The sequence below is a fragment of the Sphingobacterium spiritivorum genome, assembly GCF_016724845.1.
GTDB classification, from domain to species: domain Bacteria; phylum Bacteroidota; class Bacteroidia; order Sphingobacteriales; family Sphingobacteriaceae; genus Sphingobacterium; species Sphingobacterium spiritivorum_A.
In genome coordinates this window covers 3,020,568-3,046,138 of sequence record NZ_CP068082.1, presented here as the reverse complement: position 1 = coordinate 3,046,138, position 25,571 = coordinate 3,020,568, and the positions used below count along the sequence as shown (strand labels likewise).

The window sequence follows — 25,571 nt, the reverse complement described above, 5'->3', positions numbered from 1 at the left end:
AACCCTTGTCTGTTTTGAAAACAAAAAGGCAAATGATAGTAATTTGCCTTTTGAATATTAAACAACGATGAAGGAGTTTAGTCTCTTCGTCCCCCCATCAGAATGGACGCATAATAAAGTAACGTGACTAATGCAGATAATGCAGCAACTACGTAAGTCATTGCAGCCCACTTCAGTGCATCTTTTGCTCCGTCATGTTCTTCCCTGCTATGCGTAATACCAGCGGTATTCAACCAGACCAGTGCACGGTTAGAAGCATCAAACTCAACTGGAAGAGTGATAAAACTAAATACTGTCGTAATAGCCAAAGCACCTACACCAATTGCAAGCAACCAGTAGTTACCTCCCTTAGATATGGCAAACATAATAACACCCGCCATCAGAATCCAGGAAGTCAGTTTAGATGCAAATCCCACTACCGGCACCATCGCCGATCTGAACTGCAGCCATGAATAAGCCGTAGCATGCTGAACGGCGTGACCGCACTCATGGGCAGCAACAGCTGCCGCAGCCACACTTCTACCCTCGTACACTTCAGGGCTGAGGTTTACAGTTTTGTTCTGTGGATTATAATGGTCAGTCAGCTGTCCGTCCACAGATATCACCTGCACATCATAAATACCATTATCATTTAACATCTTTTGTGCTATCTCTTTTCCGGAAAGCCCGCTGGATAAAGGTGTCTCCGAATACTGCTTAAACTTATTCTTAAATCTCCACTGGACAACAAAACTTACAATCATGATGCCCACAAATAATATTATATACATATCTTTTCTGTTTTTCTGTTTATATCTAAATCTTATCAAATCATATTCCAATCCTTACAGATCGGAACTTTTGCAACCCCTAAGATACAAAAATGACAGAATGTCTCAAAAAGAACTCTTACTTGTGAGTTACACATGACGAATGTTCATCTTGTCCCATTCCGAAAATGATGAAAATAAAAGGATACGTAAAAAAATCGTCCGGCAGAATTATCAACCGGACGGACCTTGATCATTAAATATTTAATAATACTAATATCTGAAATACATTCTTATCCAGTCTGAAGAATCATATTATGTTCTTCAATCATTCGTCTGAGATTGCTCAATGCGTAGCGCATACGTCCTAAAGCCGTATTGATACTAACTTCAGTAATATCTGCAATCTCTTTAAAACTCATCTCACAGAAATGACGCATAATCAGCACCTCTTTCTGATCGTCAGGCAACAGTTGTATAATTTTACGCAAGTCGATATCACGTTGATTTTTCACCATCCTGGACTCTGCATTATCATCTGCAAACTGAAGCACTTCGAAAATATCGAAACCATCTGCATTTACAACAGAAGGAGCTCTCTTTTCGCGTCTGAAATGGTCGATTACCATATTGTGCGCAATACGCATAACCCAGGGTAAAAACTTACCCTCGTCATTATAGCGACCAGCCTTTAATGTATTGATTACCTTGATAAAGGTTTCCTGAAAGATATCTTCTGCAAGATGTTCATCCTTAACCTGAAGATAAATAGAAGTATAGATTTTTGATTTATAACGGTCCAGCAAAACTTCCAAACCCGATTCATCACCACCTATATAAGCATGAATTAACTCTTGATCACTCTTCTTTTTATTTAATAGTTTCATAACGTTTTCCCCAACATTTAACAGTTAGCATTCTATTAATAAGCACTGAATTTTAAGAGTAAATTTTCCCTATAGGCGATTTTATTTTAGTTTTTTGTTCTGTTTGATACTTCAAATCAAAAGAAAATAATTGGTTATTCAAATTTAAGAACTGTTTTTTAACATTTCTTCACATTTGCTTTACACTTGTATTTTAGCAAAAGAGGCATTGTAACGTATTACAATGCCTCTTTCATTCGTGTATCGCTATTTCTTATTTGTAAAGCGGAAATTCAGCCATCATTTCTCTCACTTTGCTGTGGATTTTATCCAGTTCAGCATCGTTCGCATGGTTGTTGATCGCGCTGTCGATCAATTCACCGATCTGAAGAATTTCTGTTTCCTTGATTCCCCGGGTAGTGATAGCAGCAGTACCAAAACGTACACCTGAAGTGACGAAAGGTGAACGAGTATCAAAAGGAACCATGTTTTTATTTGTTGTGATTCCGGCTTTACCTAATACAGCTTCAGCCTCTTTACCTGAAATATCTTTATTACGAAGATCAACCAACATTAAATGGTTGTCCGTACCACCTGAAATAATATTGTAATCTCTTTCTACGAAAAACTGAGCAAGGGCTGCAGCATTTTTCTTCACCTGCACGATGTAGTTCATATAATCATCAGATAATGCTTCTCCGTAAGCAATAGCTTTTGCAGCGATAGTATGCTCTAATGGTCCACCCTGTGTACCCGGGAATACAGCCAGATCTAATAATTGGGTAATCGTACGGATTTCTCCTTTCGGAGTCTTGATTCCCCAGGGATTTTCGAAATCTTTCCCTACCATAATCATTCCTCCACGTGGTCCGCGAAGTGTTTTGTGGGTAGTAGTAGTAACGATATGACAATGAGGAAGCGGATCATTTAACAAACCACGCGCGATCAATCCTGCAGGGTGAGAGATATCAGCAACAACCAGTGCTCCGATCTCATCCGCTACGCTACGAATACGTGCATAATCCCAGTCACGTGAATACGCTGAAGCACCACAGATAATTACTTTTGGTTTTTCGCGACGTGCTGTTTCTTCTAACTGTTTGTAATCGATAAGTCCTGTTTCTTTTTCTACACCGTAGAATACAGGCTCATACAATTTACCTGAAAAGTTTGCAGGAGAACCGTGAGTAAGGTGTCCGCCGTGAGAAAGATCAAAACCTAAAATCTTATCTCCCGGTTTCAAAATAGCAAGGAAAACCGCAGCATTCGCCTGTGCTCCAGAATGTGGTTGAACATTTACCCATTCAGCACCAAACAATTGCTTTGCGCGATCGATGGCAATCGTTTCAATTTCGTCAACGACTTCGCATCCGCCATAGTATCTTTTGCCCGGAAGGCCTTCTGCATACTTGTTGGTCAATACTGAACCTGCCGCTTCCATAACTTGCTTCGAAACAAAGTTTTCCGATGCAATTAATTCAATGCCCTCTTCCTGACGCTTCAACTCGTCGTTGATAAGATTAAATATGGCCTGATCTCTTTCCATTTTATTCTTTTAAATAGTGAATTATTATACTTTTAGATTGAAAATGCAAATATAGTACAATACTTAAAAATATTCAGTGTCAAGATTTTATTTATTTCAATCAATCCTCAAAATAATTTTGATTTTGGCATAAAATCATCTTTTAACGAATTTTCTCCAATAGCGGCAAGGCTCTGTTTTATTGGTTAGCTTCCTGCCTGAGAATCAATTGGGTAGTCTGGTAAGGATCAGGACGCAAAGTACTCAGAAATTTCAAGACCTCTTCCGCATATACTTCCTGAGTATCTGTATGATCTTTCATCGCATCATTCAACAGAATCACAGTATTTTCTTTCAGCAGTCTGACAGCTTCCCACGCATCTGCAGAAACATACAGCTGCTGTGTAAAATTATATTGAAATTCATTTTCCACTTCCTGGATCAATCGTAATTGCAAAGTTCGCACATGCTGATTATCCTCCAGATGACGGGCGATTAAGTTACGGGGTTCTATTCTGCTTGTAAACAACAGCAACCTTTCATATGCTCCGGCTTTTAACTGTTCTCTTTCTCCTCCTGTACTCCCCTTTTGCTCCGACATTTTCTTATCCAGCATTTTTGTTTTAATAATCAGAGCTTCTATCCTGGGCCACACAAGCCTGAATGCAAGGATTAATCCTGCGCAAACGCCAAAAGCAATTAAAAATAAATTCTTAAAAAATTCAATATAATCCATATTCCCTATAATGTTTACAAAGTGTCAAAAATTGTGTTCCATCACAAAACTGGCTAAAAATATGTATTTTTGTTTAGTTGACTTTAAAATAAATAACGATGAGTACAGAGAATATTGTTGAGAAAGCTCCGCTTACCCTGACAGAAGGTGCTGTTAAGGAATTAAAGAAGTTAAGAGACCAACAAGAGATTTCGGAAGACTTCGGTTTACGTGTTGGTGTCGAAGGCGGTGGATGCTCAGGCATGAGCTATATATTAGGTTTTGACCAAAAAAAAGAAGGAGATATTGAATACGAGATCGAGGGGATCCGTATTTTTATGAATAAAGCTCACGGCTTATATCTGGCTGGTATGGAAGTAGATTTCAGAAATGGTCTGGATGCAAGAGGATTTACGTTTAACAACCCCAATGCAACCAGTACCTGCGGATGTGGAAGTTCATTTTCTGCATAAAAAGTAATTTTACATAAAATAAACAGCGCCCTGAACTTTTAAATTCAGGGCGCTATTCGTTTATATCATCGCAGTCTATCAAAAAATAAAAGGATTTAAAACCCTGTTTATCAAGCAATATTATCAATTATCTGATTAGCTTAACGCAGCAAAACACCTTGTTTTTATTAATAATTTGTTTTTTCATGGATATTCATCTAAACTTAGCACCTTTCATTAAAAATGCGTAAATTTGCAACCTTAAAAACAGAAGACAAATTACTGATGTACAAGGAATATAAGCAGCTCAATTTGCCTGAGATCGGCAAAGAAATATTAGAACGATGGGAACGTGAAAATATCTTTGAAAAAAGTATTAGTAACCGTCCAGCGAGTAAACCATATACTTTTTATGAAGGACCTCCGTCTGCAAATGGTATGCCCGGAATTCACCATGCCATGGCTCGCTCTATCAAAGATATTTTCTGCCGCTATAAAACCCTGAAAGGTTATCAGGTCAAACGTAAGGGAGGATGGGATACCCATGGACTTCCTATAGAACTGGCTGTCGAAAAAACATTAGGTATCACAAAAGAAGATATTGGTAAAAAAATATCTGTAGAAGAATACAATGCGGCTTGTCGTAAAGAAGTCATGAAATACACTGATGTATGGAATGATCTTACGATTAAAATGGGATATTGGGTAGATCTTGAAAATCCATATATCACTTATGAAAATGAATACATTGAGACGCTGTGGTATCTGTTGAAGGAACTGTATAAAAAAGGACTTTTATATAAAGGATATACGATACAACCCTATTCACCTGCTGCAGGAACGGGACTTAGTTCTCACGAACTGAATCAGCCGGGAACATACAAAGATGTAAAAGACACCACAATCGTTGCTGAATTCAGACTGATCAAAGATCAGATCCACCCGGCAATGGAAAAACTGGTGGAAGATGCTGTAGAAGATGTGGCATTTATTGCCTGGACTACTACACCATGGACGTTGCCATCCAATACGGCTCTTGTAGTTGGCAAGAAAATCTCTTATGTCAAAATAAAAACGTTCAACCAATACACAGGAAGCCCGGTATCGGTAATTCTGGCCAAAGACCTGATTGCCAAACACTTTAAAGCTGAAGGTAAAGATGCCTCCTTTCAGGATTACAAATTAGGGGATAAAATCATTCCATGGGAAATTGCAGCAGAGTTTAACGGCGAAGAACTGGTAGGCTTACGCTATGAACAATTACTGCCTTACATCACAAGTGAAGAATTACAGGAAAAAGCTTTCCGTGTCATTCCGGGCGATTTTGTAACAACGGAAGACGGTACAGGTATCGTACACGCTGCTCCTACCTACGGTGCGGATGACTTTAGAGTCGCCAAAGAGAATGATGTACCCGGCATTCTGGTAAAAGATGAAAATGGCAAGGAAGTTCCTACAGTAGACAGAACAGGTCGTTTTGTAAAAGAGATCACTGACTTTGCAGGACGTTTTGTAAAAGAAGAATATTATTCGGATGCAGTACGTGCAGACAAAGACTTCAGACCTACAGATGTATTGATCGCCATCAAACTGAAAGAGGACAACAAGGCATTTGATGTAAAAAAATATGAGCACACCTATCCGCATTGCTGGCGTACAGACAAACCTGTTTTGTACTATCCACTGGATAGCTGGTTTATCCGTACTACTGCCGTAAAAGAAGATCTGGTATCATTAAATAAAACGATCAACTGGAAACCTGAAGCAACCGGATCAGGACGATTTGGTAACTGGCTGGAAAACCTGGTTGACTGGAATCTTTCCCGTTCACGTTACTGGGGTACACCTCTTCCGATCTGGAGATCTGAAGATGAGAACGAAGAAATCTGCATAGGTTCACTTCCGGAGTTAAGATCACTACTGGAAGCATCGTTGACTTCAGCAGTGCTATCGGAAGATGAAAAAGCAAAAAATAAAGCTTATCTGGATAAGTTCGGTACCGAAACGCTGGACTTACACCGTCCTTATGTAGATGATATCGTATTGGTATCTGATGGCGGTCAGAAGTTGTTCCGCGAACCCGATCTGATCGATGTATGGTTTGATTCCGGAGCAATGCCTTATGCACAATGGGGACTGGATCACGACAAGCTGGCTCGTGGTGAAGAATACCCGTTCAAAGAGGGCTTTGAATCCGCATTCCCTGCAGATTTCATTGCAGAGGGTGTTGATCAGACCCGTGGATGGTTTTTTACCCTTCATGCTATTTCTACAATGCTGCGTAAATCCGTGGCCTTCAGGAATGTAGTTTCTAATGGACTGGTACTGGACAAAAACGGCAATAAAATGTCCAAGCGTCTCGGTAACGGGGTAGATCCTTTTGCGACAATCGACCATTACAGTGCTGATGCTACGCGTTGGTATATGATCAGTAATGCCGCTCCGTGGGATAACCTTAAATTCAACACTGAAGGACTGGATGAAGTACGCCGTAAATTCTTCGGAACATTGTATAATACCTATGCGTTCTTCGCTTTGTATGCAAATATTGACAAATTTGCATACGCAGAACCAGATATTGCAATTGAAAACCGTCCCGAAATAGATCGCTGGATTATTTCACTGTTAAACAGCCTGACGAAAGAAGTAGACGAATATCTGGCGGACTACGAACCTACAAAGGCTGCCCGTGCAATTCAGAATTTTGTGGATGAGCACTTAAGCAACTGGTATGTACGTCTTTGTCGCAGACGCTTCTGGAAGGGTGAATATTCTGAAGACAAAATATCGGCTTATCAGACGCTGTACACCTGTCTGAATACGATAGCCAAACTGATGTCTCCGATCTCTCCGTTCTTCTCAGATCGTTTATTTCTGGATCTGAATGAAGTAACGAAAAAAGAAACCGTTGAGTCTGTACATCTGGCTAATTTCCCGGAATACCACGATCATTTGGTAGATCGGGATCTGGAAGAGAGAATGGCTCTTGCACAGGATATCTCATCATTGACCTTATCGTTAAGAAAGAAAACAGGTATTAATGTACGCCAGCCGCTGAATAAAATACTTGTTCCGGCACTGGATAATGCGTTTCAGGAAAAAGTCGAAAAAGTAAAGGATCTTATTCTTTCTGAGACGAATATAAAAGATATCGAGTTTATCACAGACACAACCGGTATTATTAAGAAAAAAATAAAACCCAATTTCAAAGCTCTTGGCTCGAAAGTTGGTAAGGATATGAAGTTAGTAACAACGGCAATTAATAATCTGACTCCCGAACTTATAAGTGCACTGGAAAAAGAAGGATCAATTGCATTAGCAGATACTCCTTATACCATTACGACGGAAGATGTGGAAATCATTGCCGAAGATGTGGAAGGATGGCAAGTGGCTAATCTGGGTAAATTAACTGTTGCATTGGATGTACATATCACGGAAGCATTGAAAAAAGAAGGGTTATCCCGTGAACTGATTAACAGACTTCAGAATCTGAGAAAAGACAAAGGACTGGAAGTGACAGACAGAATTAAAGTAACCTTAACTTCAGATGCGGAAATAACTGCTGCAGCCACAGAAAATTTATCGTATATTTGCGCTGAAATTCTGGCAGATACACTGGATTTTGAAGAAACTCTTACATCAGGAGACAAAATAGAAATTGACGAAAAAGAACTAACAGTATTAATCGTAAAAGTTTAAATTATGGCAGATAACACAGAAAAAACTCGCTACAGCGATGTAGAACTGCAAGAGTTCAAAAGCATTATTTTAGAAAAATTGCGTGTTGCTAAGGAAGAACTTTCTTCGTTAACAAAATCACTAAACAACAGCAACGCAAATGGTACTGATGATACGGCTGGTACGTATAAAACATTAGAAGATGGTTCTGCCACTTTAGAAAAAGAACAGACCAATCAGTTAGCGGCCAGACAGAAGAAATTTATTGACAATCTGGAAGCAGCATTGGTACGTATTGAAAACAAGACTTATGGTATATGCCGTGAAACAGGAAAATTGATTCAGAAAGAAAGACTGAAAGCTGTTCCTCATACCACGCTAAGTATTGAAGCAAAAAACAAACAATATTAATTAAAAAAACCCTAAGTGGATCCGGCGAATAGCCTGATCCACTTTTTGACATATATGAAAGGCTATACCAAACCCATTCTTCTTATTGTTATTATTCTGCTGATAGATCAGATCTCCAAGTTCTGGGTCAAGCTCAACATGACCATTGGTCAGAGTTACAAGATTCTGGGAGAATACTTTCAAATACATTTTATTGAAAACAATGGAATGGCCTATGGTATGGAATTCGGTGGTGAAGCAGGCAAGTTATTTCTGACACTGTTCAGAATCATAGCTGTAGCCGGTATCGGATACGGACTTCATTACATGATCAAGCACAAATACAACAGAGGGTTTATTATGAATGTGGCGCTGATACTGGCCGGAGCTACCGGTAATATCATCGATTCCACTTTCTACGGAATGATCTTTAGCGAAAGCTCCTGGTATAATACGGCAACATTATTCCCTGCAGGGGGCGGTTACGAAACCATCTTCCATGGAAAAGTTGTAGACATGCTTTATTTCCCGCTGATCAGCGGGCACTTCCCTACCTGGTTTCCGATATGGGGAGGAGAAGAATTCTTATTCTTCCGTCCTATCTTTAATATAGCTGACTCAGCTATATCAGTAGGTGTGGTGTTAATACTCTTGTTCCAGAAAAGATACTTCAAAGTAGAACACGAGGAAAAATCAAGTGTCCACAGCGAAATGCTGGAAGACTAAAATCCTCTGAAACATAATTCATGAATATTCAGGATAATTTGATACCCCTTAATTGTCCTGAATATTTATCCTTATCAGGTAAAAGAATTGCAACAGTTCTGTTAAAGCAATCCTTTATTCTCCTTCAATCCGCTAACATTCCTATCTTTGCGCTATGTTAAAACGTCATCTAACCCTAACGGCTGTTTTTATTTTTTTCCTGTTACAACTGGGAATGAAAACGGGCTATGCACAAGAAATCGATCAAAGTATATTGAAGAAACACATTTATTTTCTGGCTTCAGACAAAATGAAAGGACGAGGTACAGGGAGTAAAGAAGTGAAAAAGGCTGCTGATTATATTGAAAAACAATTCAGGAAGTACGGACTGACCCCGAAAGGAGAAAAAGGCTACCGCCAGACATTTACAGCAAAGGTACGCCGTGTAGTGGTGCCGGACAGTATCCGACAGGCAGACAATATCATTGGATTTATAGATAACGGAGCGCCATATACAGTAGTAATAGGCGCACATTATGACCATCTCGGTACCGGACATCAGGGAAGCTCAAAGGATTCTTTGGGCGTAGGAAAAATCCACAATGGTGCTGACGACAATGCCTCAGGTACAGCAGCTCTGCTGGAAATGGCTCGTCATTACAGCACAAATAATATAAAAGAAAATTACAACCTCCTGTTTATAGCTTTCGGGGCGGAAGAGTTAGGACTCGTCGGCTCCAGATATTTTACAGAAAACCCTACCCTGCCGTTAGATCAGATCACGGCTATGCTGAATATGGATATGATAGGGCGCTATAATCCGCAGCAGGGAGTGGCTGTAATCGGATATGGCACAAGCAAAAAATGGCCGGAAATATTTGAAGGAATCAAACCCGCTATCAAATATTATACAGGTCACGACGGCAATGGCGGATCAGATCAGACTTCTTTCTACAAAAAAGATATTCCGGTACTATTCTTTCACACCGGAGGACACCCTGACTATCATATGCCGACAGATGATGCTGACAAAATCGATTATCTGTCTTTAAAAGGTATTATCGAACTGGAACTTATGGTTATAGATAATATCATGAAACAGCAACAAAAATTAGATTTTCAGTTTACCAATTAATCCAGCAGATGAGCAAGAGCACAGTACTGATCACAGGATCGAACGGCTTTTTAGGACAAAAACTGACAGATCTCTTATCTGCAGATTCCCGGTATGAAGTCATTGCTACTTCTAAAGGAGAGAACCGAAATCCCAATCAAGCCGACTATACTTTTAGACAGCTGGACATTCTGGATACAGAATCGTTAAATAATATACTGCAACACTATAAGCCGGCATCTATCATCCACACAGCAGCATTAACAAGTGTAGAGGCCTGTGAAGAACAACCCGAATTATGCCAGCGCCTGAATATTGATGTTGTAGCACAACTGGGAAGGTATGCCGCACTGAACAATAGCTATCTGGTGCATCTGTCCACTGACTTCGTATTTGATGGAAAAAACGGTCCTTATAAAGAGGATGATCCGACGAATCCCTTAAGTGCGTACGGTAGAAGTAAGGTCGATTCGGAAAACGCTCTTGCGCTGACTCAATGTAAGTATGCTGTACTTCGTACTATTCTGGTATACGGGATTATTGCCGATGAGAAAAGATCTAATCTGGTATTATGGGCCAAAGATAAACTCAGTAAACAAGAAGCGATAAAGGTGGTCAATGACCAGTGGCGAATGCCTACATTTGTGGATGATCTGGCAAGAGCTTGCAAATCCGCTATCGAAAAGCAACAAACAGGTATCTTTCATATCTCCGGTGAAGAAATGATGAGCATTGCAGAGGCCGTATACACAATAGCTGATTTCTGGAATTTTGACCGTACATATATCAGCGAGATATCAGCCGCTACGATAGGACAAACAGAAAACAGACCCTGCAAAACCGGATTTGACCTGTCAAAAGCAAAGCGTCTTTTAGACTACCAGCCTACTCCTTTTAGAAAAAGTCTGCATCTGATTGACCAGCAATTCAAAACATTCAGACCATTGAATGGTTAAGTAAAAACATATGAAATCAAAAACTGCAAAGGAATCTTACATGGTGATGAACGAGCTTGTTCTGCCCAATGATACCAATACATTTAATAATCTGATGGGAGGGCGTCTGCTCTACTGGATGGATATCTGCTCTGCTATGGCAGCTCAGAAACATGCGAATAGCCCTGTGGTCACCGTGTCTGTGGACAATGTATCTTTCAAAAGATCTATCAAACTGGGAGAAGTATTAACAATAGAAGCTCAGGTGACACGCGCTTTTAATACGTCTCTGGAAGTGCGGATGGAAGTATTTGCGCAGAATCTGCCATTGGGTACAAAAGTAAAATCGAATGAGGCTTATTATACATTTGTTGCTGTCGACGAGAATACTCAACCTCAGCCTATACCTGAGCTGATTCCGGAAACAGAAAAAGAACAGAAACTATATGATGAAGCTTTGCAGCGTCGGGAACTCAGGCTTATACTTGCGGGAAAAATTAAACCCCAGCATGCTACAGGGATCAAGAAGCTGTTAAAGATGCTCGAACAGAAGGATTAAATCTTACTATAGATATGAGTATTCAATAATGATATATACTCATATCTATAGCTTATAAAAGTCAGAAGACCTGTGGGTGGAAATTTATATTAAGCGACAGAGAAGACAATCCTCCCATCATGCTACTAAATATCCTGATTACCAAGCTCTACTATTCTGTCAAATTCTTCCGGCTTCAACGGCATAACCGAAAGCCTTCCCTGACGTACTAATGCGACATCCTGAAGCAGTGTATCACTTTTAATCTGTTCCAGTGTCACGGGATTTTTAAACGTCTCCACCGGAGCAAGATCTACCACCACCCAACGTTCATCTTCTGTCGTAGGATCCTGATAAAATTCTTTTACTACTTTAGCGATACCGACTACTTCTTTACCTTCATTGCTATGATAGAAAAGTACCAGATCACCTTCCTTCATTGCTTTTATATTATTTCGGGCCTGATAATTACGCACTCCGTCCCAAAAGGTCTGCCCGTCTTTATTAAACTGCTCCCAGCTGTATTTGAAAGGCTCAGACTTTACTAAAAAGTAATTCATATACTAAATATCTAACTATTGTTGTTGTTCCAGAACTTCCATTTTCTCTGCAAAATGTGCGCAATAATCACGAAGATCACCAATCACTTTATCAGCCATAGGATCACCACCAGCCGAACGGATAAACGTATCGCCCAAAGTCTGCAATGTCTCATAAAAGAAACGTTTCATTTCGTCATATGGCATATCCTTGGTCCAAAGATCAATACGCATGGAGTTTTTATATTGCGCATCCCATAATGCCAAAAACATGGCCTTTGCAGGAAGTTCGTCTGAAGACTCGCCATCACTGGATGTCCAGTGAATAGTCTCAGGGACATTTTGCTCGTCTAATTCTATCTGTAATTTAATTTCTGCCTTTTTCATACTCTTTATATTCTTATCAATACGGTGACAATACCTACCACCAAAATAAATCCTATTTCAAACATCCACACACGTTTCAGATCCTTTATCCACACCCGGAATAAAAGGTCCACAACAGCCAATACTACCACCAGTACCCCTAACCAGGGAATGGAGATCATTGCTGTCTCCGGATGTCCCAGTTCACTAAAAAACCAAACCAGAATACAGGCCAGCGTGATATTTAACGGTGTAAGTTTCAGTCCCATTATTTACTAGGCTTGAAAGCCTTTCCTTTTTTCTTTTTTCCTGTTGCTGTCGTCTTCTTTGCTCCTGCTTTCTTGACAGGCTTAGGTTTTCCGCCACCATTGAGCATATATTTTTTCTCATGGAAAGCGCCTTTGAAATCAGGATCATCTTTTTTCTTCTGATTATCAATTTCACGAGCTATAGCCTGACGTTCTTCAAAACCTGTTTTTTCGACAAAAACTCCTTCCGGAATTTCAAGAACCGGAATCGATTGACGAATAAGTTTTTCGATCTTCCGAACATAATATTCTTCCGCAGGATTACTGAACGTAATAGCGTCTCCTTCATTAAATGCACGGCCTGTACGTCCTATGCGATGCACATAATCTTCAATAACTATAGGCACCTCAAAATTGATCACATGACTGACATTAGAAACATCCAGCCCACGTGCCGCTACATCCGTAGCAACCAGAATCCTGATATTACCTTCTTTGAATGCATTGATCGAATTGATACGCGTATTCTGTCCCTTGTTGGCATGAATCACTCTCACCTGCTCTGTACCATATTTTCGTTCCAGAAAGTGGAATACATTATCTGCTACAGTCTTTGTTTTACAGAATACAATAAGACGGTGAAAAGATTCATCATCCTTCAGAAGATGTTGTAAGAGATTGAGCTTTGTTTTTTGATTAGGCACCTTATAGACAGCCTGCTGTACTGTCTTAGCCGGAGTAGCCTGTTCTGTAACTTCAATTACTGTAGGAAAGGCCAGAAAATCTCCTGCAATTTTGCGGACAAGTTCACTCATAGTTGCTGAAAACAACAGATTTTGTCTTTTCCGGGGTACGACTTCCAATATACGGTGGATCTTGGAGATAAACCCCATATCCATCATTTTATCGGCCTCGTCCATGACCAGAAATTTCAGTGACTTGACATTGATATGCCCTTCCAGATAAAGATCTAAAAACCTTCCCGGTGTAGCCACAATAATATCTACCCCCTTTTCCAGGTTTTCAATTTGCGTTTTAGGTCCTAAGCCGCCGTAAAGCACGACTGTACGCAGATCAAGATATTTTGAAAACAACTGTATATGTTCTTCGATCTGCATCGCCAACTCCCGTGTAGGCGATAAGATAAGCGCACGCATATCCTTACCTTGCGCATATTTCAGCTTCATCAACATAGGCAAGACGAACGCGGCTGTTTTCCCCGTTCCCGTCTGCGCTATCCCCATGATATCCTGCCCTGCCAGGACAGGGGTAATGGCCTTCTGCTGTATCTCCGTCGGAACGGAATAACCAGCTTCTGAGATAGCATTGAGGATCTGTTTATTGAACTTGAAATCTTCAAAAGAGTTTTGCATCTGGCAAAGATAGCGAAAAGCATTTATATGAAAAGGTCACATTACCATCAGATTTGGCCGGAGGTACTGCACAATAAAGCACTGACGCAGGCTGCGGACAATGATTTGAGACGTACGATAAAACTCATCTTTTTCCGATTATGCAACCCTCAGATTTTGATTTACACCTATTTTAAAGCAACTTTGTCCTAGATATAAAAGAACTTAAAAGGTTGATATGAAAAAATTATGGATTTTCGTACTGCTATTTGCAGTAAGTCTAAGCTCATTTGCCGACGAGGGGATGTGGTTTTTAATGCACATCAAACGCCTGAATATGGCAGATATGCAGAAAAAAGGCTTAAAATTAACAGCTGAAGAAATTTACAGCATTAACAATTCCAGTCTTAAGGATGCGATCGTACAATTCAACGGAGGATGTACAGCAGAGATCGTGTCTAATCAAGGTCTGGTATTTACCAATCACCACTGTGGTTACGGTGCTATCGCGGAGCTGTCTACACCAGAAAATGATCACTTAACAAACGGATTCTGGGCTAAAACAAAAGCGGAAGAATTAAAGCCTAAATCTTTATTTGTACGCTTTTTCGTACGCATGGATGATGTATCAAAGCGTATTCTTGGTCTTGTAAATGATAAAATGACCGAAAAGGAACGTGAGAAAATTATTAATCAGGAAATTGCAAAAATCCAGACAGAAAACAGCGAAGGTGGTAAATATGTAGTATCTGTAAGATCTTTCTACAATGGAAATGAGTATTACTACTTCGTTTATCAGGATTATACAGATGTTCGTCTGGTAGGTACGCCTCCTAACAGCATAGGTAAATTCGGTGGTGATACAGATAACTGGGAATGGCCACGCCATACCGGGGATTTTTCTATCTTCCGTGTCTACGGAGACAAAGACGGTAACCCTGCACAGTATTCCAAAGAGAATGTTCCGTTGAAACCAAAACACTTTCTTCCTGTCAGTCTGAAAGGTTTTAAGGATAACGACTTTGCAATGATTCTGGGATATCCGGGCCGTACAAACAGATGGATGCCTTCAGCAGGTATTGAGCAAAATGTAAAATTTGCTTATCCGGCATGGGTGGAATCTTCAAAAACAGGTCTGGATGCCATGAAAAAATACATGGATCGGGATCAGGAAGTAAAAATCAACTATGCTTCCAAATACTCGGGTGTAGCCAACTACTGGAAAAACCGTCAGGGTATGATCGATGCACTGACCTTCCATAAGACAGCAGCTACAAAAGCAGTAGAAGAAGCTAAATTCAATAAATGGGCTAACAAAGCAGCTAATAAGGCTAAGTATGGGGATGTTATCAAAACCATCAACGATTATTACGCAGCTACTAATGAAAAAGCAAGACACGACAATTACCTTACCGGTATGATCCGTTCTTCAACTTTCGCTGCACTTCCGGCAAATCTGGGTGGAGGTCTTGCTCAATATGCAAAAGAAAATGAAGCAAAAAGAGCAGAGATGCTTCCTAAGCTAAATGCTTTCGTTCAGGACTCATATGAAAAACTGTATCAGCCTTTGGAGATAGAAGTATTGACACAAGAACTTAATCTGTATGCTAAGAAAGGTGGCGCTATTGCTCCTTACATTGCTACATTAGCAAGCAAAAATGGCGGAGATTTCAGTAAGGATATAGAACAGGCCTTTGCCACAAGCATCTTCGCTTCATCTGAAAAAGTAAATGCCTTTCTTGCCAACCCTGATGCTGCAGCCGTTGCACAAGATCCGTTGTTCCTTATTTCTTCAGCTTTAATGACCAAATACCGCGAAGTATTGCCAGGTCAGGAAGAAGCAGAAGGAAAATTCCAGGCCGCGCACCGTAAATACATCGCCGGAGTACTGGAATCAAACCCAAAAGGAAAATATTATCCTGATGCGAACAGTACTTTACGTTTAACATATGGTTCGATAATGGCACTCCCTCCAAATGCAAAAAATGATGCAGCGGAAAATTACTATACAACGTTAAAAGGAACGATTGCGAAGTACAAAAAAGGAGACGAAGAATTCGACCTTCCGCAGCGTCTGATTGATCTGTACAATACAAAAGACTTTGGTCGTTATGCAGACAAGAAAGGATACATGCCTGTTAATTTCCTGAGCAACAACGACATTACCGGAGGAAATTCAGGATCTCCTGTAATTAACGGCAACGGTGAATTAATTGGCCTGGCTTTTGATGGTAACATTGAAGCAATGGCCGGAGATGTGATCTTCGATCCAAAACTACAACGTACAATATCTGTAGATATCCGTTATGTATTATTTATCATTGATAAGTTTGCAGGAGCTACAAATATCATTGAAGAACTGAAAATTGTAGAATAACTGCTGTTAAATAACTTTTTCAGCAAAAAAAGATGAAAAAATATTTATGCTTTCATTGCTTTTTGTATATTTATAACATCGTTTGAGGATTAATTAAAGAAAACTATAATTATATTAATTAAAAATGGAAAACTACACTAAATTAAAAGAGCTGGTAGCTTCAATCGAAGCAGATGCGGACAAATTTTTCAACAACGGAAACGCTGCTGCAGGTACGCGTGTACGTAAAGGTTTACAAGAAATCAAAACTTTAGCACAAGACATCCGTAACGAAGTTACTGCTAAGAAAAACGACGGAAAATAATTTCAATTTTCGGAGATAGAAAATCCTTATCCTTTACGGGTAAGGATTTTTTATTTTAAACGAGTTTGTCTACTTTAATTCTATGGAACGTTCTACATTTGATGCGTCTCTGTTGCATCCTGTACCACCAGCAGATTTTTCAGTTCATCTTCAGTCGTTATGGTATGATGCTAAAGGGGATTGGCAGACCGCCCATGATCTTATAGATCAGTTACACGATACGGTATCCGCACATATACATGCTTATCTACACCGCAAAGAAGGAGATCAATGGAATGCCAATTACTGGTATAACAGAGCAAAACAACCTGTTTTTTCCTCATCTCTTTCAGCAGAATGGGAGCATTTGTTCGATCTGTACGGCGGCAGATAGCAAGCTCAGATTCTTCATTCCCTTCTCTTCCGGCAAACAAAAGCATAGCTTCATTCGTATATTAATGGATAACCAATAACTATACGTCATGAGAACTTTGCTTTTTACACTTATCATTGCGCTATGTAGCCTTTCTCCTGTTTCTGCTCAGCAACCATCGTTAGAAGGGGCTTATCTTTCAACAAAGGATGGCACTACGGAGCTCTGGTTATTTAAAGATCAGTATTGTACCTATACTCAATTCAGTGAAAATAATTTTGTTTACACATGGGGAGGGCCCATTCAGGCTGATAGCAAGGGAATACAAGTAGCGGTAGAATTTAATTCTCAGGATTCTGACAAAGTGGGTAGTAAGCAGCTATTCAAATCAAAAATGACCGGAAATACGTTGACGCTGAATGAGCAAACCTATACAAAAGCGGTCGGAAAACCCCAAAATCTGGATGGTTTATGGAGAATCACAGGCAGAAAAGAAGGAGAAAACATCAACAGCATTAAAAGAGGGGACCGCAAAACCATTAAAATATTGGTAGATGGTTATTTTCAGTGGATTGCTATCAATCCTGCTCAAAAAGGATTCTACGGTACCGGAGGTGGCAACTACTCTTTCCGGGATAACCAATACACAGAAAAACTCCTGTTCTTCTCAAGGGATAATAGACGCGTGGGGGCCACACTCAGCTTCCAGGGAGAAATAAAAGGTAATGACTGGCATCACAGCGGTAAAAGCTCAAAGGGTGATCCGATCTTTGAGATCTGGAGCAGAGAAACAGAATAAACCAAAAGCGCTGTTCGTTTACCGGACAGCGCTTTTTGATACAATATTATTTATTTTATCCGAACAAGTCAGAGCTCAGATACCGGTCTCCGCGATCACAGGCAATAAATACAATTACACCTTCCTCAAGTTCATTTGCAACCTTGAGTGCTGCAGCAAAAGCACCTCCTGTACTCATTCCCGCAAATATACCTTCCCTTTTCACGAGTTCACGGGACATCTGTGTAGATTCAGCCTGTGAAATATCAATGACCCTGTCCACACGGGAAGCATCAAATATTTTAGGCAGATACTCCTGAGGCCATCTGCGAATACCGGGAATAGAAGATTCCTCCGTAGGCTGACAACCGACAATCTGGATATCCACATTTTTCTCTTTCAGAAACATTGAGTTTCCCATAATAGTGCCCGTCGTTCCCATCGCACTCACAAAATGGGTAATCTTTCCTTCTGTATCTCGCCAGATCTCAGGTCCGGTTGTCTTGATATGTGCTTTATAATTATCCGGATTCGCAAATTGATTAAGAATAAAATATTCACCTGAAGCCGCTTTATCCTCCGCATAATCCCTGCAAATCTCCATAGATTCCAGAAGTGTCACTTTAGCTCCAAAAGCTTCCATTGTGAGTGTTCGTTCACGAGTAGAAGTACTCGGCATCACCAATTCCAGACTTAAGCCATACATACCTGCAATCATAGCCAATGCAATACCAGTATTACCACTTGTTGCTTCTATAAGCTTGGATTCCTTCGTAATCTCACCCCGTTCCAAAGCCGAGCGGATCATATTCAGCGCAGCCCTGTCTTTCACAGATCCGGCCGGATTATTTCCTTCCATTTTAGCATAGATTTTCACCTTTGGATTGTTATGAAACTTGGTAATCTCGACTAACGGTGTATTTCCTATGGTATCTATTATATTTCCCATAATTATGTAAGTGGTTTAGCGTCAACAAATTTAGAATTAGCCTGATGGTAGACGGTAGTGTATGGATCTATACTGGAAGTCAGCCACACATTGCCTCCGATGATGGAATGATGCCCGATAACGGTCTCACCACCCAGAATCGTTGCTCCGGAATATATGATCACATGATCTTCTATGGTCGGATGACGTTTCAGATTAGCCATATTTTTTTCCACACTTAAAGCGCCCAGAGTAACGCCTTGATACAGTTTGACATGATCTCCTATCACACTGGTCTCACCGATTACCAATCCCGTACCATGATCGATATACAGATACTGTCCGATCGTTGCACCCGGATGAATATCTATCCCAGTCTTGGAATGTGCATACTCCGTAAGAATCCGTGGGATCAGAGGCACCCCTTGCTTATGAAGCTGGTTGGCTAACCGGAATACACTGATCGCCATAAATCCGGGGTATGTACGTATCACCTCACGAATACTCTTCGCCGCAGGATCTCCGGCTACTATAGATCGTGCATCGGTCAGCATAATTTCATAGAGCCCGGGCAAACAGGTAAAAAACACACGTGAAATCTCCTGATTATCACATTGCGAACAAGCCTTTGTTCGGATCAAAAGGTCAAAAAGCTCGTTTTCGGATTGCTGAAAAGCAACTCTGATCTCTTCTACAGACTGGTAACTATTGGAGTTCCGCTCCGGAAAAAGCAGATGCAAAAGATTCATGGCCCATTGGGCTATTCGTTTATTAGAAGGCATATCCTGTACTTCCAGTTGCTTTGCATACAAATGGTCATAGAAGCTTTCCATATTTTTATCAGCAGACATATTTTATTTTTTTGAGCAAGTCAGCTATTTCCCATTACGAATGGTAGGTAGTTGAATTCCTGTCTCAGATTACTAGTTTTTCAAAAAGGTCCTGAAGTGTATCCGCAGGATTCTCAGTTAAGCCCGGATGTACAGGCGAGCACTGTATAAGTGTACTTCGTCGGGCGGTCAGCCAACGAAAACGTTCCGCCTGATCTAATTCAGCCAGTTTACCCCCATCGCTTGAACCATTACAGATCTGTTCAAATGAATGCAAATGCTGACGAATCATGGCAACATCCAAATCTCCGCACAATACACTGCATTTATCGTCATTCAATTGCCACAAAAATCCGGAATAGCGCATCTTCTTACAATACAATATCACACCGACATTAATAAACTCTTCTCTCTCCACTCTCGGTACGAGTCGCACTACAGCATATTCAAATACGTTCTTCACGTGCTTCTATAATTTGATTAACAAACAATCCCGAATGCACCAGTCTGTTACATAAAAACTGAATGTAGACTGATCGGGCATCCTCCGCACTCAATTCTCTTACTTCATCTTCCAGCCATTCATCCGGTACAACTGATAACACTTTCCGGATGATTTCCTCTGTAAACAGAGGTTTGTAGATCTCATCTGTCTTCTTTACCTCTGTGGCATATTGTAGCAATACATGATCTTTAATCTGCACAAAAGGTTTGACGGACTGCTCCTCCCAATTGTCCCAGCTATGATGAAAATACAGGGAGGCACCATGATCAATCAGCCACAACTCTTTGTGCCAGATCAACATATTCGTATTTTTTACTGTACGGTCTACATTCATCAGCAACGCATCAAGCCAAACGATTTTTGAGGCTTCTTCAGCACCAATATGATCCACATTCGCATCAAAAGTAATAGCTCCGTTCAGAAAATGTAAACCTAGATTCTTACCGACACTGAATTTAAGCAGATCCTGAATCTCTTCATCAGGCTCTGTACGTCCAAAAGAATCATCCAGCTCGGCAAAGACAATTTCAGGAACCCGAAGCCCCAGTACCCTTGCCAGTTCACCCCCTATCAATTCGGCAATCAGAGCCTTACGCCCCTGCCCCGCACCTCTGAACTTGATAACATAACTAAATCCGTCATCTGCATCTACAAGAGCCGGTAGAGATCCACCTTCCCGAAAAGGTTGCACATACCGGATAATATTCACTTCACGGATATCCAATTCTTTAATATTCATCTGCAATCACTTATGTCATTAACAGCCTGATATATGGGCTCATTTCCAATCGGAAATAAGTATAAAAGGCTTATTTTGTAAATATCATAAAAATAAAACATAAGCGTAGTAAGAATTCTGCAGATTTGTCCCTTATCCGTCTTCATCGATTGTAAAAATCCGTACTTTAGATGTAATAAACATATCTGTATGAAATCCTTAAATTATGTCTTTATCTTATTACTCTGCCTTTCCGGTACTGTGGTCAATGCTCAATCCAAAAAAGAACTGAAGAAAAAATATGAAAACAGCGACCTCCACAAAGAAACGGAGAAGAAAATGAGAAATACACACAACTACCCCGATAGTGTTATTCTCCCGCCTCTTCATTTTACTAATTCTTTTGTTCAGTTAGACAGCACTATAACGGATTTTCAGTCCTTCAGTATAGATGTAGATATCCTAAATGATATTCCGGACGAATATGCATTCTACATATCACCTTTCAATATTCAGCTAAACGGCATGCCTGTGTATGGAGGTATACAGACCCATTCGGATGGTTACAGCGTCAAAGATAATGTCTATCAGCAAATCGGACGCGGAGGAATATTCTCCCGCTGGTACGAACGCAGCAAAGAGGCAACAAATTCTGCCGGATATTACAACAGCAGTGACGGTGAGGGTGATTTTATAAGTGTGCGCAATAAACTAAACTGGAATAAAGGGAAGTACAGGTTAAAGCTGACAAAAACGAGCTACCTGAAAGGAAAAAGCGTAGCTCCAGATTTCACTCCAAAGGATTTATATTTTTCCTGGGGAGATGTAGAGCATTCATGGGTAACCTATACAGTCGAAAACTTACAAACTCACCGGACAGACACTATAGGTTCATTGGCCTTTCCCGGCAAAAAAATCCGTATGGATAAAACTATTGTTTATTTCACAGAGCAATACCATAAATACTTTGATTTCGGAACTCCTGACCGACATTTAGGAGACAACTTTATCTACTACAAGGACATTCCGGTCATTGACATGACCCTCAGCAATCTGACCATCAACGGAAAGGTATTTATTCCTAAAGAAATCAAAACATATCACAACCGCACTCACCATCCGGATCAGGATCAAATCAAAATGCCTATGCCTGTACTCTCAACAGACAAATACGATCCCGCAACAGGTGTATTGACCTATCGTATCGGAGAACTGGTCCGCTGGTAGTCAAAAATATTACTGTTTTCTTTTTATAGCATCATATTTTCAGGGAATATGATGCTATAATTACAAAGCCTGTTCCTGCTTTATCCGCAAATTTTACTTATTCTACTTATATTTGCTAATCAACAAATTATTAAGAGCATACAATCACCGTTCATGGATACGATTCAAGAATATAACAGTGTTATCGAGCATTGTCAAAACCTTTTTATCAGGAAAACAAAAGATTATGGTACAGCATGGCGCATCATGCGGCTATCATCTATTACAGACCAAATTTATATTAAGGCTCAACGAATCCGCACATTGGAGGTAAAACAAGTCTCCAAAGTCGGAGAAGGTATTGCCGAGGAGTATATCGGTATTATTAATTACTGCGTTATCGCCATGCTGCAGATCGAACTGGGAGAAGATGGAGAGGAAAATCTGGATCCGACATTTGTAAATCAAAAATATAACGAAAAAGTAGAACAAACCCGTGATCTGATGCTGGCCAAAAATCACGACTATGGAGAAGCCTGGCGCGATATGCGGATCTCGTCACTGACTGATCTTATTCTGATGAAAATACACCGTGTCAAACAGATCGAAGACAACGGCGGACAAACCATCGTTTCGGAAGGAATCAATGCCAACTATCAAGATATGTTAAACTATGCCGTATTCGCCTTAATCAAAATGGGTTTGGCAACACAAAAATAAACCAGATATGCAAAGTACTTACATTCAACCTGCCAAACAAAAGACAAACTATCTGTTAGGATTTTCAAGAATCATCACCGGACTGCTTTTTATCTTTTCAGGTCTGATAAAAGCCAATGACCCCACCGGATTCGGATATAAACTGGAAGAATATTTTCATGTGTTCAACATGAATTTCCTTAACGATTACAGCACCTATCTGGCTATCCTGATCTGCGGATTGGAAATTATTTTCGGTGCACTGTTATTATTAGGTTTCCATGGCCGCAAGGTTGCCTGGGGATTACTGATTCTTATTATTTTCTTCACATTCCTCACCTTCTATTCTGCCTTTTTTGAGGTAGTGACATCCTGCGGATGTTTTGGAGATGCTATTCCTTTGACGCCCTGGGAGTCCTTTTCCAAAGACCTCGTTTTACTGGCACTGATTCTGATCATCTTTATCTACCGCAAACAGATAAAACCTATTATTGCGGATCCTTTCACCAGTAACCTGCTGACAACAGCCATAGTCGTCATTTCCATGGGTATAGGTATATACACGACACATTACCTCCCATTTATTGATTTTCTTCCTTACAAAAAAGGCAATAATATCCCTTCCCTGATGGTCTTACCTGAAGGTAAAGAAGGAGATGTATACGAGACCATCTATACGATGAAAAATGTAAAAACCGGCGAGACAAAGGAAGTTACAGACAAAGTGTACATGTCCGAAAAAATATGGGAGGACAGTGATTGGGAAATTGTGGGAGATCCTAAAAGCAAACTTATCAAAAAAGGATACGCTATCCCGATCCCGGATCTGATGATTACAGATGTAGACGGAAATGATAAAACACAGGAAATTATCAGCAATCCGTACTACAACTTTGTGGTTGTCAGTAAAGATCTGACTAAAATGGGGAAAGGCGAACTGGAAGCATTGGGTAAGATCAATCAGACCGTCAAACAAATTGCAGAGGACTATAATCTTAGAGCCGTTTTGCTGACAGCGAGTTCTTCGACAGACGCTGATTACCTGAGTGAACATATGGATCTGATATTTGAGATTTTTTATGCCGATCAGGTTCCGCTTAAAAGCATGGTAAGATCTAATCCGGGAGTACTCCTTTTACAAAATGGGACAGTGATCAACAAATGGTCGCACAATAACTTTCCTTCAGTCGAAAAGTTAGAAAAAAAATATTTTAAGGAAGATAAATAATGAATGCGCCTGTTTTTTTAATCGGTTATATGGGAAGCGGTAAAACAACTATCGGTAAAAAGCTTGCCAGTAAAATGAATGTACCGTTTATCGACCTTGACGAAGAGATAGTGAAACATATTGGTATGCCGATTGCTCAGTATTTTGAAACACACAGTGAAGAAGCTTTCCGAAATCTGGAACGTGAGTTTCTCCAAAAACAGGAAGGAGTTAGCGGTATCATTTCTACAGGCGGAGGAACACCCTGTTTCCATGATAATATGGGTTGGATCAATGAGAGAGGAATTTCTCTCTATCTGAAAATGACTCCGAAAGCACTCTGGGACAGATTATCCAAATCAGATGTAAAAAAAAGGCCGATTCTGCTCGGGCTAAAGGGGGAAGAGCTTTATCAGTTCATTGAATCTAAACTTGAAGAACGGGAGCCGTTTTATAATCAGGCTCATATTATCTTCGAAAAACTGGATCGTGATCTGAATGAAATCATTCAACTGATACATACACACAATAAAGAAAATAGTCCTACTATATGAATAAAAGAATACTGATACTTCTACTTGGATTTATCCTGCTGACAACTGTCAGCAGTTGCATAGAAATGGCTTCATCGAATAAGCCATCCCTGACTCAGGGTACCGTTTTTAAATTCAAATCCGTAGATGATTTATATCAGTTTCTGACTTATGATGAAAAAAGATATCCTCTTGTCAGTGCTCATCGTGGCGGACCATATCCGGGATATCCTGAAAATGCGATTGAAACCTTCGATTACATCGCCAGTAAACAACCTTCCATTATTGAATGCGATGTAAGACTGACTAAAGATTCTGCATTGGTACTCATGCATGATGACAAACTGGATCGTACGACCAACGGCACAGGTAAGGTGAGTGATTATACTCTTGCTGAATTAAAAAAACTCAAACTCAAAGACAACAACGGAAAGCTGACCTTATATCGCATTCCAACTTTAGAAGAAGCACTGGCCTGGGGAATAGGAAAGGTAATTTACACCCTGGATGTAAAACAGGAAACACCCTATAGTCTGGTTATTAATGCGATCCGTAAGACCAGAGCTGAAGCATATGTCATTATCATTACTTATAATCCGAATCAGGCAGACCGTATATTCAGTCTGGCACCTGACCTTATGATTTCAGCCTCTATACGCAACTCAGGAGATCTCTTACGGCTTAATGACCGGGATATACCAGACAACAGATTAGTAGCCTTTGTAGGAACCAGAGAAGCTGACAAAGGTCTTGTAGATCTCCTGCATGGTCATGGCATCCCCATTATCCTTGGCACTATGGGTAACCTCGATAAACAGGCAAAAGCAAATGGTAATCAGGTCTATGCAGAATACGTGGATAGAGGAGCAGACATATTAAGCACAGACAGACCATTAGAGGCGGGAAAATCCCTGAAATATTACATCTTGAAAAGAGGAATAAAATCTCCGTTTATCAATTAA

At 40.2% G+C, this 25,571-nt stretch carries 28 protein-coding genes; 16 read left to right on the top strand and 12 right to left on the bottom strand.

Translation table 11 applies throughout. The features are described 5' to 3' along the window. Positions 1 to 77: 77 nt before the first annotated feature. From I6J03_RS12775 to I6J03_RS12760, 4 genes are all read right to left on the bottom strand, one after another. Positions 78 to 770 carry a zinc metallopeptidase gene (locus I6J03_RS12775; RefSeq protein WP_039990526.1) on the bottom strand — a complete coding sequence of 231 codons (693 nt, stop codon included), beginning with the start codon at positions 768 to 770 and terminating at the stop codon, positions 78 to 80. 272 nt (positions 771 to 1,042) lie between these two features. Then, entirely contained in the window at positions 1,043 to 1,636 is a 594-nt protein-coding gene (locus I6J03_RS12770; RefSeq protein ID WP_002992691.1) for an RNA polymerase sigma factor, read from the bottom strand. A 253-nt stretch (positions 1,637 to 1,889) separates the two neighbouring features. Then, positions 1,890 to 3,161: a serine hydroxymethyltransferase gene (glyA, locus tag I6J03_RS12765; protein WP_003011577.1), complete on the bottom strand. Its 1,272-nt coding sequence runs from the start codon at positions 3,159 to 3,161 to the stop codon at positions 1,890 to 1,892. A 178-nt stretch (positions 3,162 to 3,339) separates the two neighbouring features. After that, complete coding sequence (locus I6J03_RS12760) at positions 3,340 to 3,876, bottom strand: DUF7935 family protein (protein ID WP_201693720.1); 537 nt, start codon at positions 3,874 to 3,876, stop codon at positions 3,340 to 3,342. A gap of 98 nt (positions 3,877 to 3,974) precedes the next feature. Between I6J03_RS12760 and I6J03_RS12755 the strand changes: the two genes are divergently transcribed. The 7 genes from I6J03_RS12755 to I6J03_RS12725 all read left to right on the top strand — a co-directional run bounded on the left by I6J03_RS12755 (position 3,975) and on the right by I6J03_RS12725 (position 11,688). Next, positions 3,975 to 4,328: a HesB/IscA family protein gene (locus I6J03_RS12755; RefSeq protein WP_003011572.1), complete on the top strand. Its 354-nt coding sequence runs from the start codon at positions 3,975 to 3,977 to the stop codon at positions 4,326 to 4,328. 222 nt (positions 4,329 to 4,550) lie between these two features. After that, positions 4,551 to 8,006 (top strand): isoleucine--tRNA ligase, encoded by a 3,456-nt coding sequence (gene ileS, locus I6J03_RS12750; protein WP_003011570.1) that lies wholly within the window; start codon positions 4,551 to 4,553, stop codon positions 8,004 to 8,006. 3 nt (positions 8,007 to 8,009) lie between these two features. Then, entirely contained in the window at positions 8,010 to 8,396 is a 387-nt protein-coding gene (locus tag I6J03_RS12745; RefSeq protein WP_002992681.1) for a TraR/DksA family transcriptional regulator, read from the top strand. A 54-nt stretch (positions 8,397 to 8,450) separates the two neighbouring features. Beyond that, positions 8,451 to 9,101 (top strand): lipoprotein signal peptidase, encoded by a 651-nt coding sequence (locus I6J03_RS12740; protein ID WP_039990497.1) that lies wholly within the window; start codon positions 8,451 to 8,453, stop codon positions 9,099 to 9,101. 154 nt (positions 9,102 to 9,255) lie between these two features. Next, complete coding sequence (locus tag I6J03_RS12735; protein ID WP_003011563.1) at positions 9,256 to 10,215, top strand: M20/M25/M40 family metallo-hydrolase; 960 nt, start codon at positions 9,256 to 9,258, stop codon at positions 10,213 to 10,215. 8 nt (positions 10,216 to 10,223) lie between these two features. Then, positions 10,224 to 11,150 (top strand): SDR family oxidoreductase, encoded by a 927-nt coding sequence (locus I6J03_RS12730; RefSeq protein WP_003011562.1) that lies wholly within the window; start codon positions 10,224 to 10,226, stop codon positions 11,148 to 11,150. A 10-nt stretch (positions 11,151 to 11,160) separates the two neighbouring features. Further along, positions 11,161 to 11,688 (top strand): acyl-CoA thioesterase, encoded by a 528-nt coding sequence (locus I6J03_RS12725; protein ID WP_003011560.1) that lies wholly within the window; start codon positions 11,161 to 11,163, stop codon positions 11,686 to 11,688. A 125-nt stretch (positions 11,689 to 11,813) separates the two neighbouring features. Here I6J03_RS12725 and I6J03_RS12720 read toward each other — a convergent pair whose 3' ends face one another. The 4 genes from I6J03_RS12720 to I6J03_RS12705 are packed head-to-tail and all read right to left on the bottom strand — an operon-like array spanning position 11,814 to position 14,193. Beyond that, positions 11,814 to 12,227, bottom strand: a complete 414-nt coding sequence (locus tag I6J03_RS12720) for an EVE domain-containing protein (protein ID WP_003011559.1) — start codon at positions 12,225 to 12,227, stop codon at positions 11,814 to 11,816. A 15-nt stretch (positions 12,228 to 12,242) separates the two neighbouring features. Further along, positions 12,243 to 12,593 carry a gliding motility protein GldC gene (gldC, locus tag I6J03_RS12715; RefSeq protein WP_002992666.1) on the bottom strand — a complete coding sequence of 117 codons (351 nt, stop codon included), beginning with the start codon at positions 12,591 to 12,593 and terminating at the stop codon, positions 12,243 to 12,245. A 5-nt stretch (positions 12,594 to 12,598) separates the two neighbouring features. Then, the gene (locus tag I6J03_RS12710) at positions 12,599 to 12,841 is read right to left on the bottom strand and encodes a hypothetical protein (RefSeq protein WP_002992664.1); all 243 of its coding nucleotides are present in this window, start codon (positions 12,839 to 12,841) and stop codon (positions 12,599 to 12,601) included. Then, positions 12,841 to 14,193 carry a DEAD/DEAH box helicase gene (locus I6J03_RS12705; protein ID WP_003011557.1) on the bottom strand — a complete coding sequence of 451 codons (1,353 nt, stop codon included), beginning with the start codon at positions 14,191 to 14,193 and terminating at the stop codon, positions 12,841 to 12,843. Before I6J03_RS12705 ends, I6J03_RS12710 begins: the two co-directional genes overlap by 1 nt. Positions 14,194 to 14,410: 217 nt before the next feature. On the opposite strand from I6J03_RS12705, the gene I6J03_RS12700 reads away from it, so the two are divergent. From I6J03_RS12700 to I6J03_RS12685, 4 genes are all read left to right on the top strand, one after another. Then, positions 14,411 to 16,549, top strand: a complete 2,139-nt coding sequence (locus I6J03_RS12700; protein ID WP_003011553.1) for a S46 family peptidase — start codon at positions 14,411 to 14,413, stop codon at positions 16,547 to 16,549. A 124-nt stretch (positions 16,550 to 16,673) separates the two neighbouring features. Then, positions 16,674 to 16,853, top strand: a complete 180-nt coding sequence (locus I6J03_RS12695; RefSeq protein WP_002992655.1) for a hypothetical protein — start codon at positions 16,674 to 16,676, stop codon at positions 16,851 to 16,853. 82 nt (positions 16,854 to 16,935) lie between these two features. Next, on the top strand, positions 16,936 to 17,226 hold the full coding sequence (locus tag I6J03_RS12690; RefSeq protein ID WP_003011551.1) for a hypothetical protein: 291 nt from the start codon (positions 16,936 to 16,938) through the stop codon (positions 17,224 to 17,226). A gap of 88 nt (positions 17,227 to 17,314) precedes the next feature. Next, positions 17,315 to 18,004, top strand: coding sequence for a hypothetical protein (locus tag I6J03_RS12685; protein ID WP_003011549.1), 690 nt, complete (start codon positions 17,315 to 17,317; stop codon positions 18,002 to 18,004). A gap of 55 nt (positions 18,005 to 18,059) precedes the next feature. Here the strand turns inward: I6J03_RS12685 and cysM are convergent, their stop codons facing one another. The 4 genes from cysM to I6J03_RS12665 form a co-directional block, all read right to left on the bottom strand. Further along, the gene (gene cysM, locus I6J03_RS12680) at positions 18,060 to 18,932 is read right to left on the bottom strand and encodes a cysteine synthase CysM (protein WP_003011547.1); all 873 of its coding nucleotides are present in this window, start codon (positions 18,930 to 18,932) and stop codon (positions 18,060 to 18,062) included. 2 nt (positions 18,933 to 18,934) lie between these two features. Next, positions 18,935 to 19,762 (bottom strand): serine O-acetyltransferase, encoded by an 828-nt coding sequence (locus I6J03_RS12675; RefSeq protein WP_003011546.1) that lies wholly within the window; start codon positions 19,760 to 19,762, stop codon positions 18,935 to 18,937. A 64-nt stretch (positions 19,763 to 19,826) separates the two neighbouring features. Next, on the bottom strand, positions 19,827 to 20,204 hold the full coding sequence (locus tag I6J03_RS12670; protein WP_003011544.1) for a DUF3037 domain-containing protein: 378 nt from the start codon (positions 20,202 to 20,204) through the stop codon (positions 19,827 to 19,829). Further along, positions 20,188 to 20,985: a HipA family kinase gene (locus tag I6J03_RS12665; protein ID WP_003011543.1), complete on the bottom strand. Its 798-nt coding sequence runs from the start codon at positions 20,983 to 20,985 to the stop codon at positions 20,188 to 20,190. The genes I6J03_RS12670 and I6J03_RS12665 overlap by 17 nt, the downstream gene beginning before the upstream one ends. Positions 20,986 to 21,174: 189 nt before the next feature. Here I6J03_RS12665 and I6J03_RS12660 point away from each other — a divergent pair, with 189 nt between their 5' ends. From I6J03_RS12660 to I6J03_RS12640, 5 genes are all read left to right on the top strand, one after another. Then, positions 21,175 to 22,191, top strand: a complete 1,017-nt coding sequence (locus I6J03_RS12660) for a hypothetical protein (protein ID WP_003011541.1) — start codon at positions 21,175 to 21,177, stop codon at positions 22,189 to 22,191. Positions 22,192 to 22,344: 153 nt separating this feature from the next. After that, positions 22,345 to 22,890, top strand: a complete 546-nt coding sequence (locus I6J03_RS12655; protein ID WP_003011540.1) for a DUF1599 domain-containing protein — start codon at positions 22,345 to 22,347, stop codon at positions 22,888 to 22,890. 7 nt (positions 22,891 to 22,897) lie between these two features. Next, complete coding sequence (locus I6J03_RS12650; protein ID WP_003011539.1) at positions 22,898 to 24,097, top strand: BT_3928 family protein; 1,200 nt, start codon at positions 22,898 to 22,900, stop codon at positions 24,095 to 24,097. Then, entirely contained in the window at positions 24,097 to 24,630 is a 534-nt protein-coding gene (locus I6J03_RS12645; RefSeq protein WP_003011538.1) for a shikimate kinase, read from the top strand. The genes I6J03_RS12650 and I6J03_RS12645 overlap by 1 nt, the downstream gene beginning before the upstream one ends. Continuing rightward, positions 24,627 to 25,571 carry a glycerophosphodiester phosphodiesterase family protein gene (locus tag I6J03_RS12640; protein WP_003011537.1) on the top strand — a complete coding sequence of 315 codons (945 nt, stop codon included), beginning with the start codon at positions 24,627 to 24,629 and terminating at the stop codon, positions 25,569 to 25,571. Before I6J03_RS12645 ends, I6J03_RS12640 begins: the two co-directional genes overlap by 4 nt.

Excerpts from the sequence above, each read along its gene's own strand:
- I6J03_RS12755 (WP_003011572.1), top strand. The coding sequence starts at position 3,975 with ATGAGTACAGAGAATATTGTTGAGAAAGCTCCGCTTACCCTGACAGAA.
- ileS (WP_003011570.1), top strand. The coding sequence starts at position 4,551 with ATGCGTAAATTTGCAACCTTAAAAACAGAAGACAAATTACTGATGTAC.
- I6J03_RS12725 (WP_003011560.1), top strand. The coding sequence starts at position 11,161 with ATGAAATCAAAAACTGCAAAGGAATCTTACATGGTGATGAACGAGCTT.
- I6J03_RS12770 (WP_002992691.1), bottom strand. The coding sequence starts at position 1,636 with ATGAAACTATTAAATAAAAAGAAGAGTGATCAAGAGTTAATTCATGCT.
- I6J03_RS12735 (WP_003011563.1), top strand. The coding sequence starts at position 9,256 with ATGTTAAAACGTCATCTAACCCTAACGGCTGTTTTTATTTTTTTCCTG.
- I6J03_RS12655 (WP_003011540.1), top strand. The coding sequence starts at position 22,345 with ATGGATACGATTCAAGAATATAACAGTGTTATCGAGCATTGTCAAAAC.
- I6J03_RS12700 (WP_003011553.1), top strand. The coding sequence starts at position 14,411 with ATGAAAAAATTATGGATTTTCGTACTGCTATTTGCAGTAAGTCTAAGC.
- I6J03_RS12705 (WP_003011557.1), bottom strand. The coding sequence starts at position 14,193 with ATGCAAAACTCTTTTGAAGATTTCAAGTTCAATAAACAGATCCTCAAT.
- I6J03_RS12695 (WP_002992655.1), top strand. The coding sequence starts at position 16,674 with ATGGAAAACTACACTAAATTAAAAGAGCTGGTAGCTTCAATCGAAGCA.
- I6J03_RS12650 (WP_003011539.1), top strand. The coding sequence starts at position 22,898 with ATGCAAAGTACTTACATTCAACCTGCCAAACAAAAGACAAACTATCTG.
- I6J03_RS12640 (WP_003011537.1), top strand. The coding sequence starts at position 24,627 with ATGAATAAAAGAATACTGATACTTCTACTTGGATTTATCCTGCTGACA.
- I6J03_RS12720 (WP_003011559.1), bottom strand. The coding sequence starts at position 12,227 with ATGAATTACTTTTTAGTAAAGTCTGAGCCTTTCAAATACAGCTGGGAG.
- glyA (WP_003011577.1), bottom strand. The coding sequence starts at position 3,161 with ATGGAAAGAGATCAGGCCATATTTAATCTTATCAACGACGAGTTGAAG.
- I6J03_RS12730 (WP_003011562.1), top strand. The coding sequence starts at position 10,224 with ATGAGCAAGAGCACAGTACTGATCACAGGATCGAACGGCTTTTTAGGA.
- I6J03_RS12690 (WP_003011551.1), top strand. The coding sequence starts at position 16,936 with ATGGAACGTTCTACATTTGATGCGTCTCTGTTGCATCCTGTACCACCA.
- I6J03_RS12665 (WP_003011543.1), bottom strand. The coding sequence starts at position 20,985 with ATGAATATTAAAGAATTGGATATCCGTGAAGTGAATATTATCCGGTAT.
- gldC (WP_002992666.1), bottom strand. The coding sequence starts at position 12,593 with ATGAAAAAGGCAGAAATTAAATTACAGATAGAATTAGACGAGCAAAAT.
- I6J03_RS12740 (WP_039990497.1), top strand. The coding sequence starts at position 8,451 with ATGAAAGGCTATACCAAACCCATTCTTCTTATTGTTATTATTCTGCTG.
- I6J03_RS12775 (WP_039990526.1), bottom strand. The coding sequence starts at position 770 with ATGTATATAATATTATTTGTGGGCATCATGATTGTAAGTTTTGTTGTC.
- I6J03_RS12675 (WP_003011546.1), bottom strand. The coding sequence starts at position 19,762 with ATGTCTGCTGATAAAAATATGGAAAGCTTCTATGACCATTTGTATGCA.
- I6J03_RS12710 (WP_002992664.1), bottom strand. The coding sequence starts at position 12,841 with ATGGGACTGAAACTTACACCGTTAAATATCACGCTGGCCTGTATTCTG.
- cysM (WP_003011547.1), bottom strand. The coding sequence starts at position 18,932 with ATGGGAAATATAATAGATACCATAGGAAATACACCGTTAGTCGAGATT.
- I6J03_RS12645 (WP_003011538.1), top strand. The coding sequence starts at position 24,097 with ATGAATGCGCCTGTTTTTTTAATCGGTTATATGGGAAGCGGTAAAACA.
- I6J03_RS12760 (WP_201693720.1), bottom strand. The coding sequence starts at position 3,876 with ATGGATTATATTGAATTTTTTAAGAATTTATTTTTAATTGCTTTTGGC.
- I6J03_RS12685 (WP_003011549.1), top strand. The coding sequence starts at position 17,315 with ATGAGAACTTTGCTTTTTACACTTATCATTGCGCTATGTAGCCTTTCT.
- I6J03_RS12660 (WP_003011541.1), top strand. The coding sequence starts at position 21,175 with ATGAAATCCTTAAATTATGTCTTTATCTTATTACTCTGCCTTTCCGGT.
- I6J03_RS12745 (WP_002992681.1), top strand. The coding sequence starts at position 8,010 with ATGGCAGATAACACAGAAAAAACTCGCTACAGCGATGTAGAACTGCAA.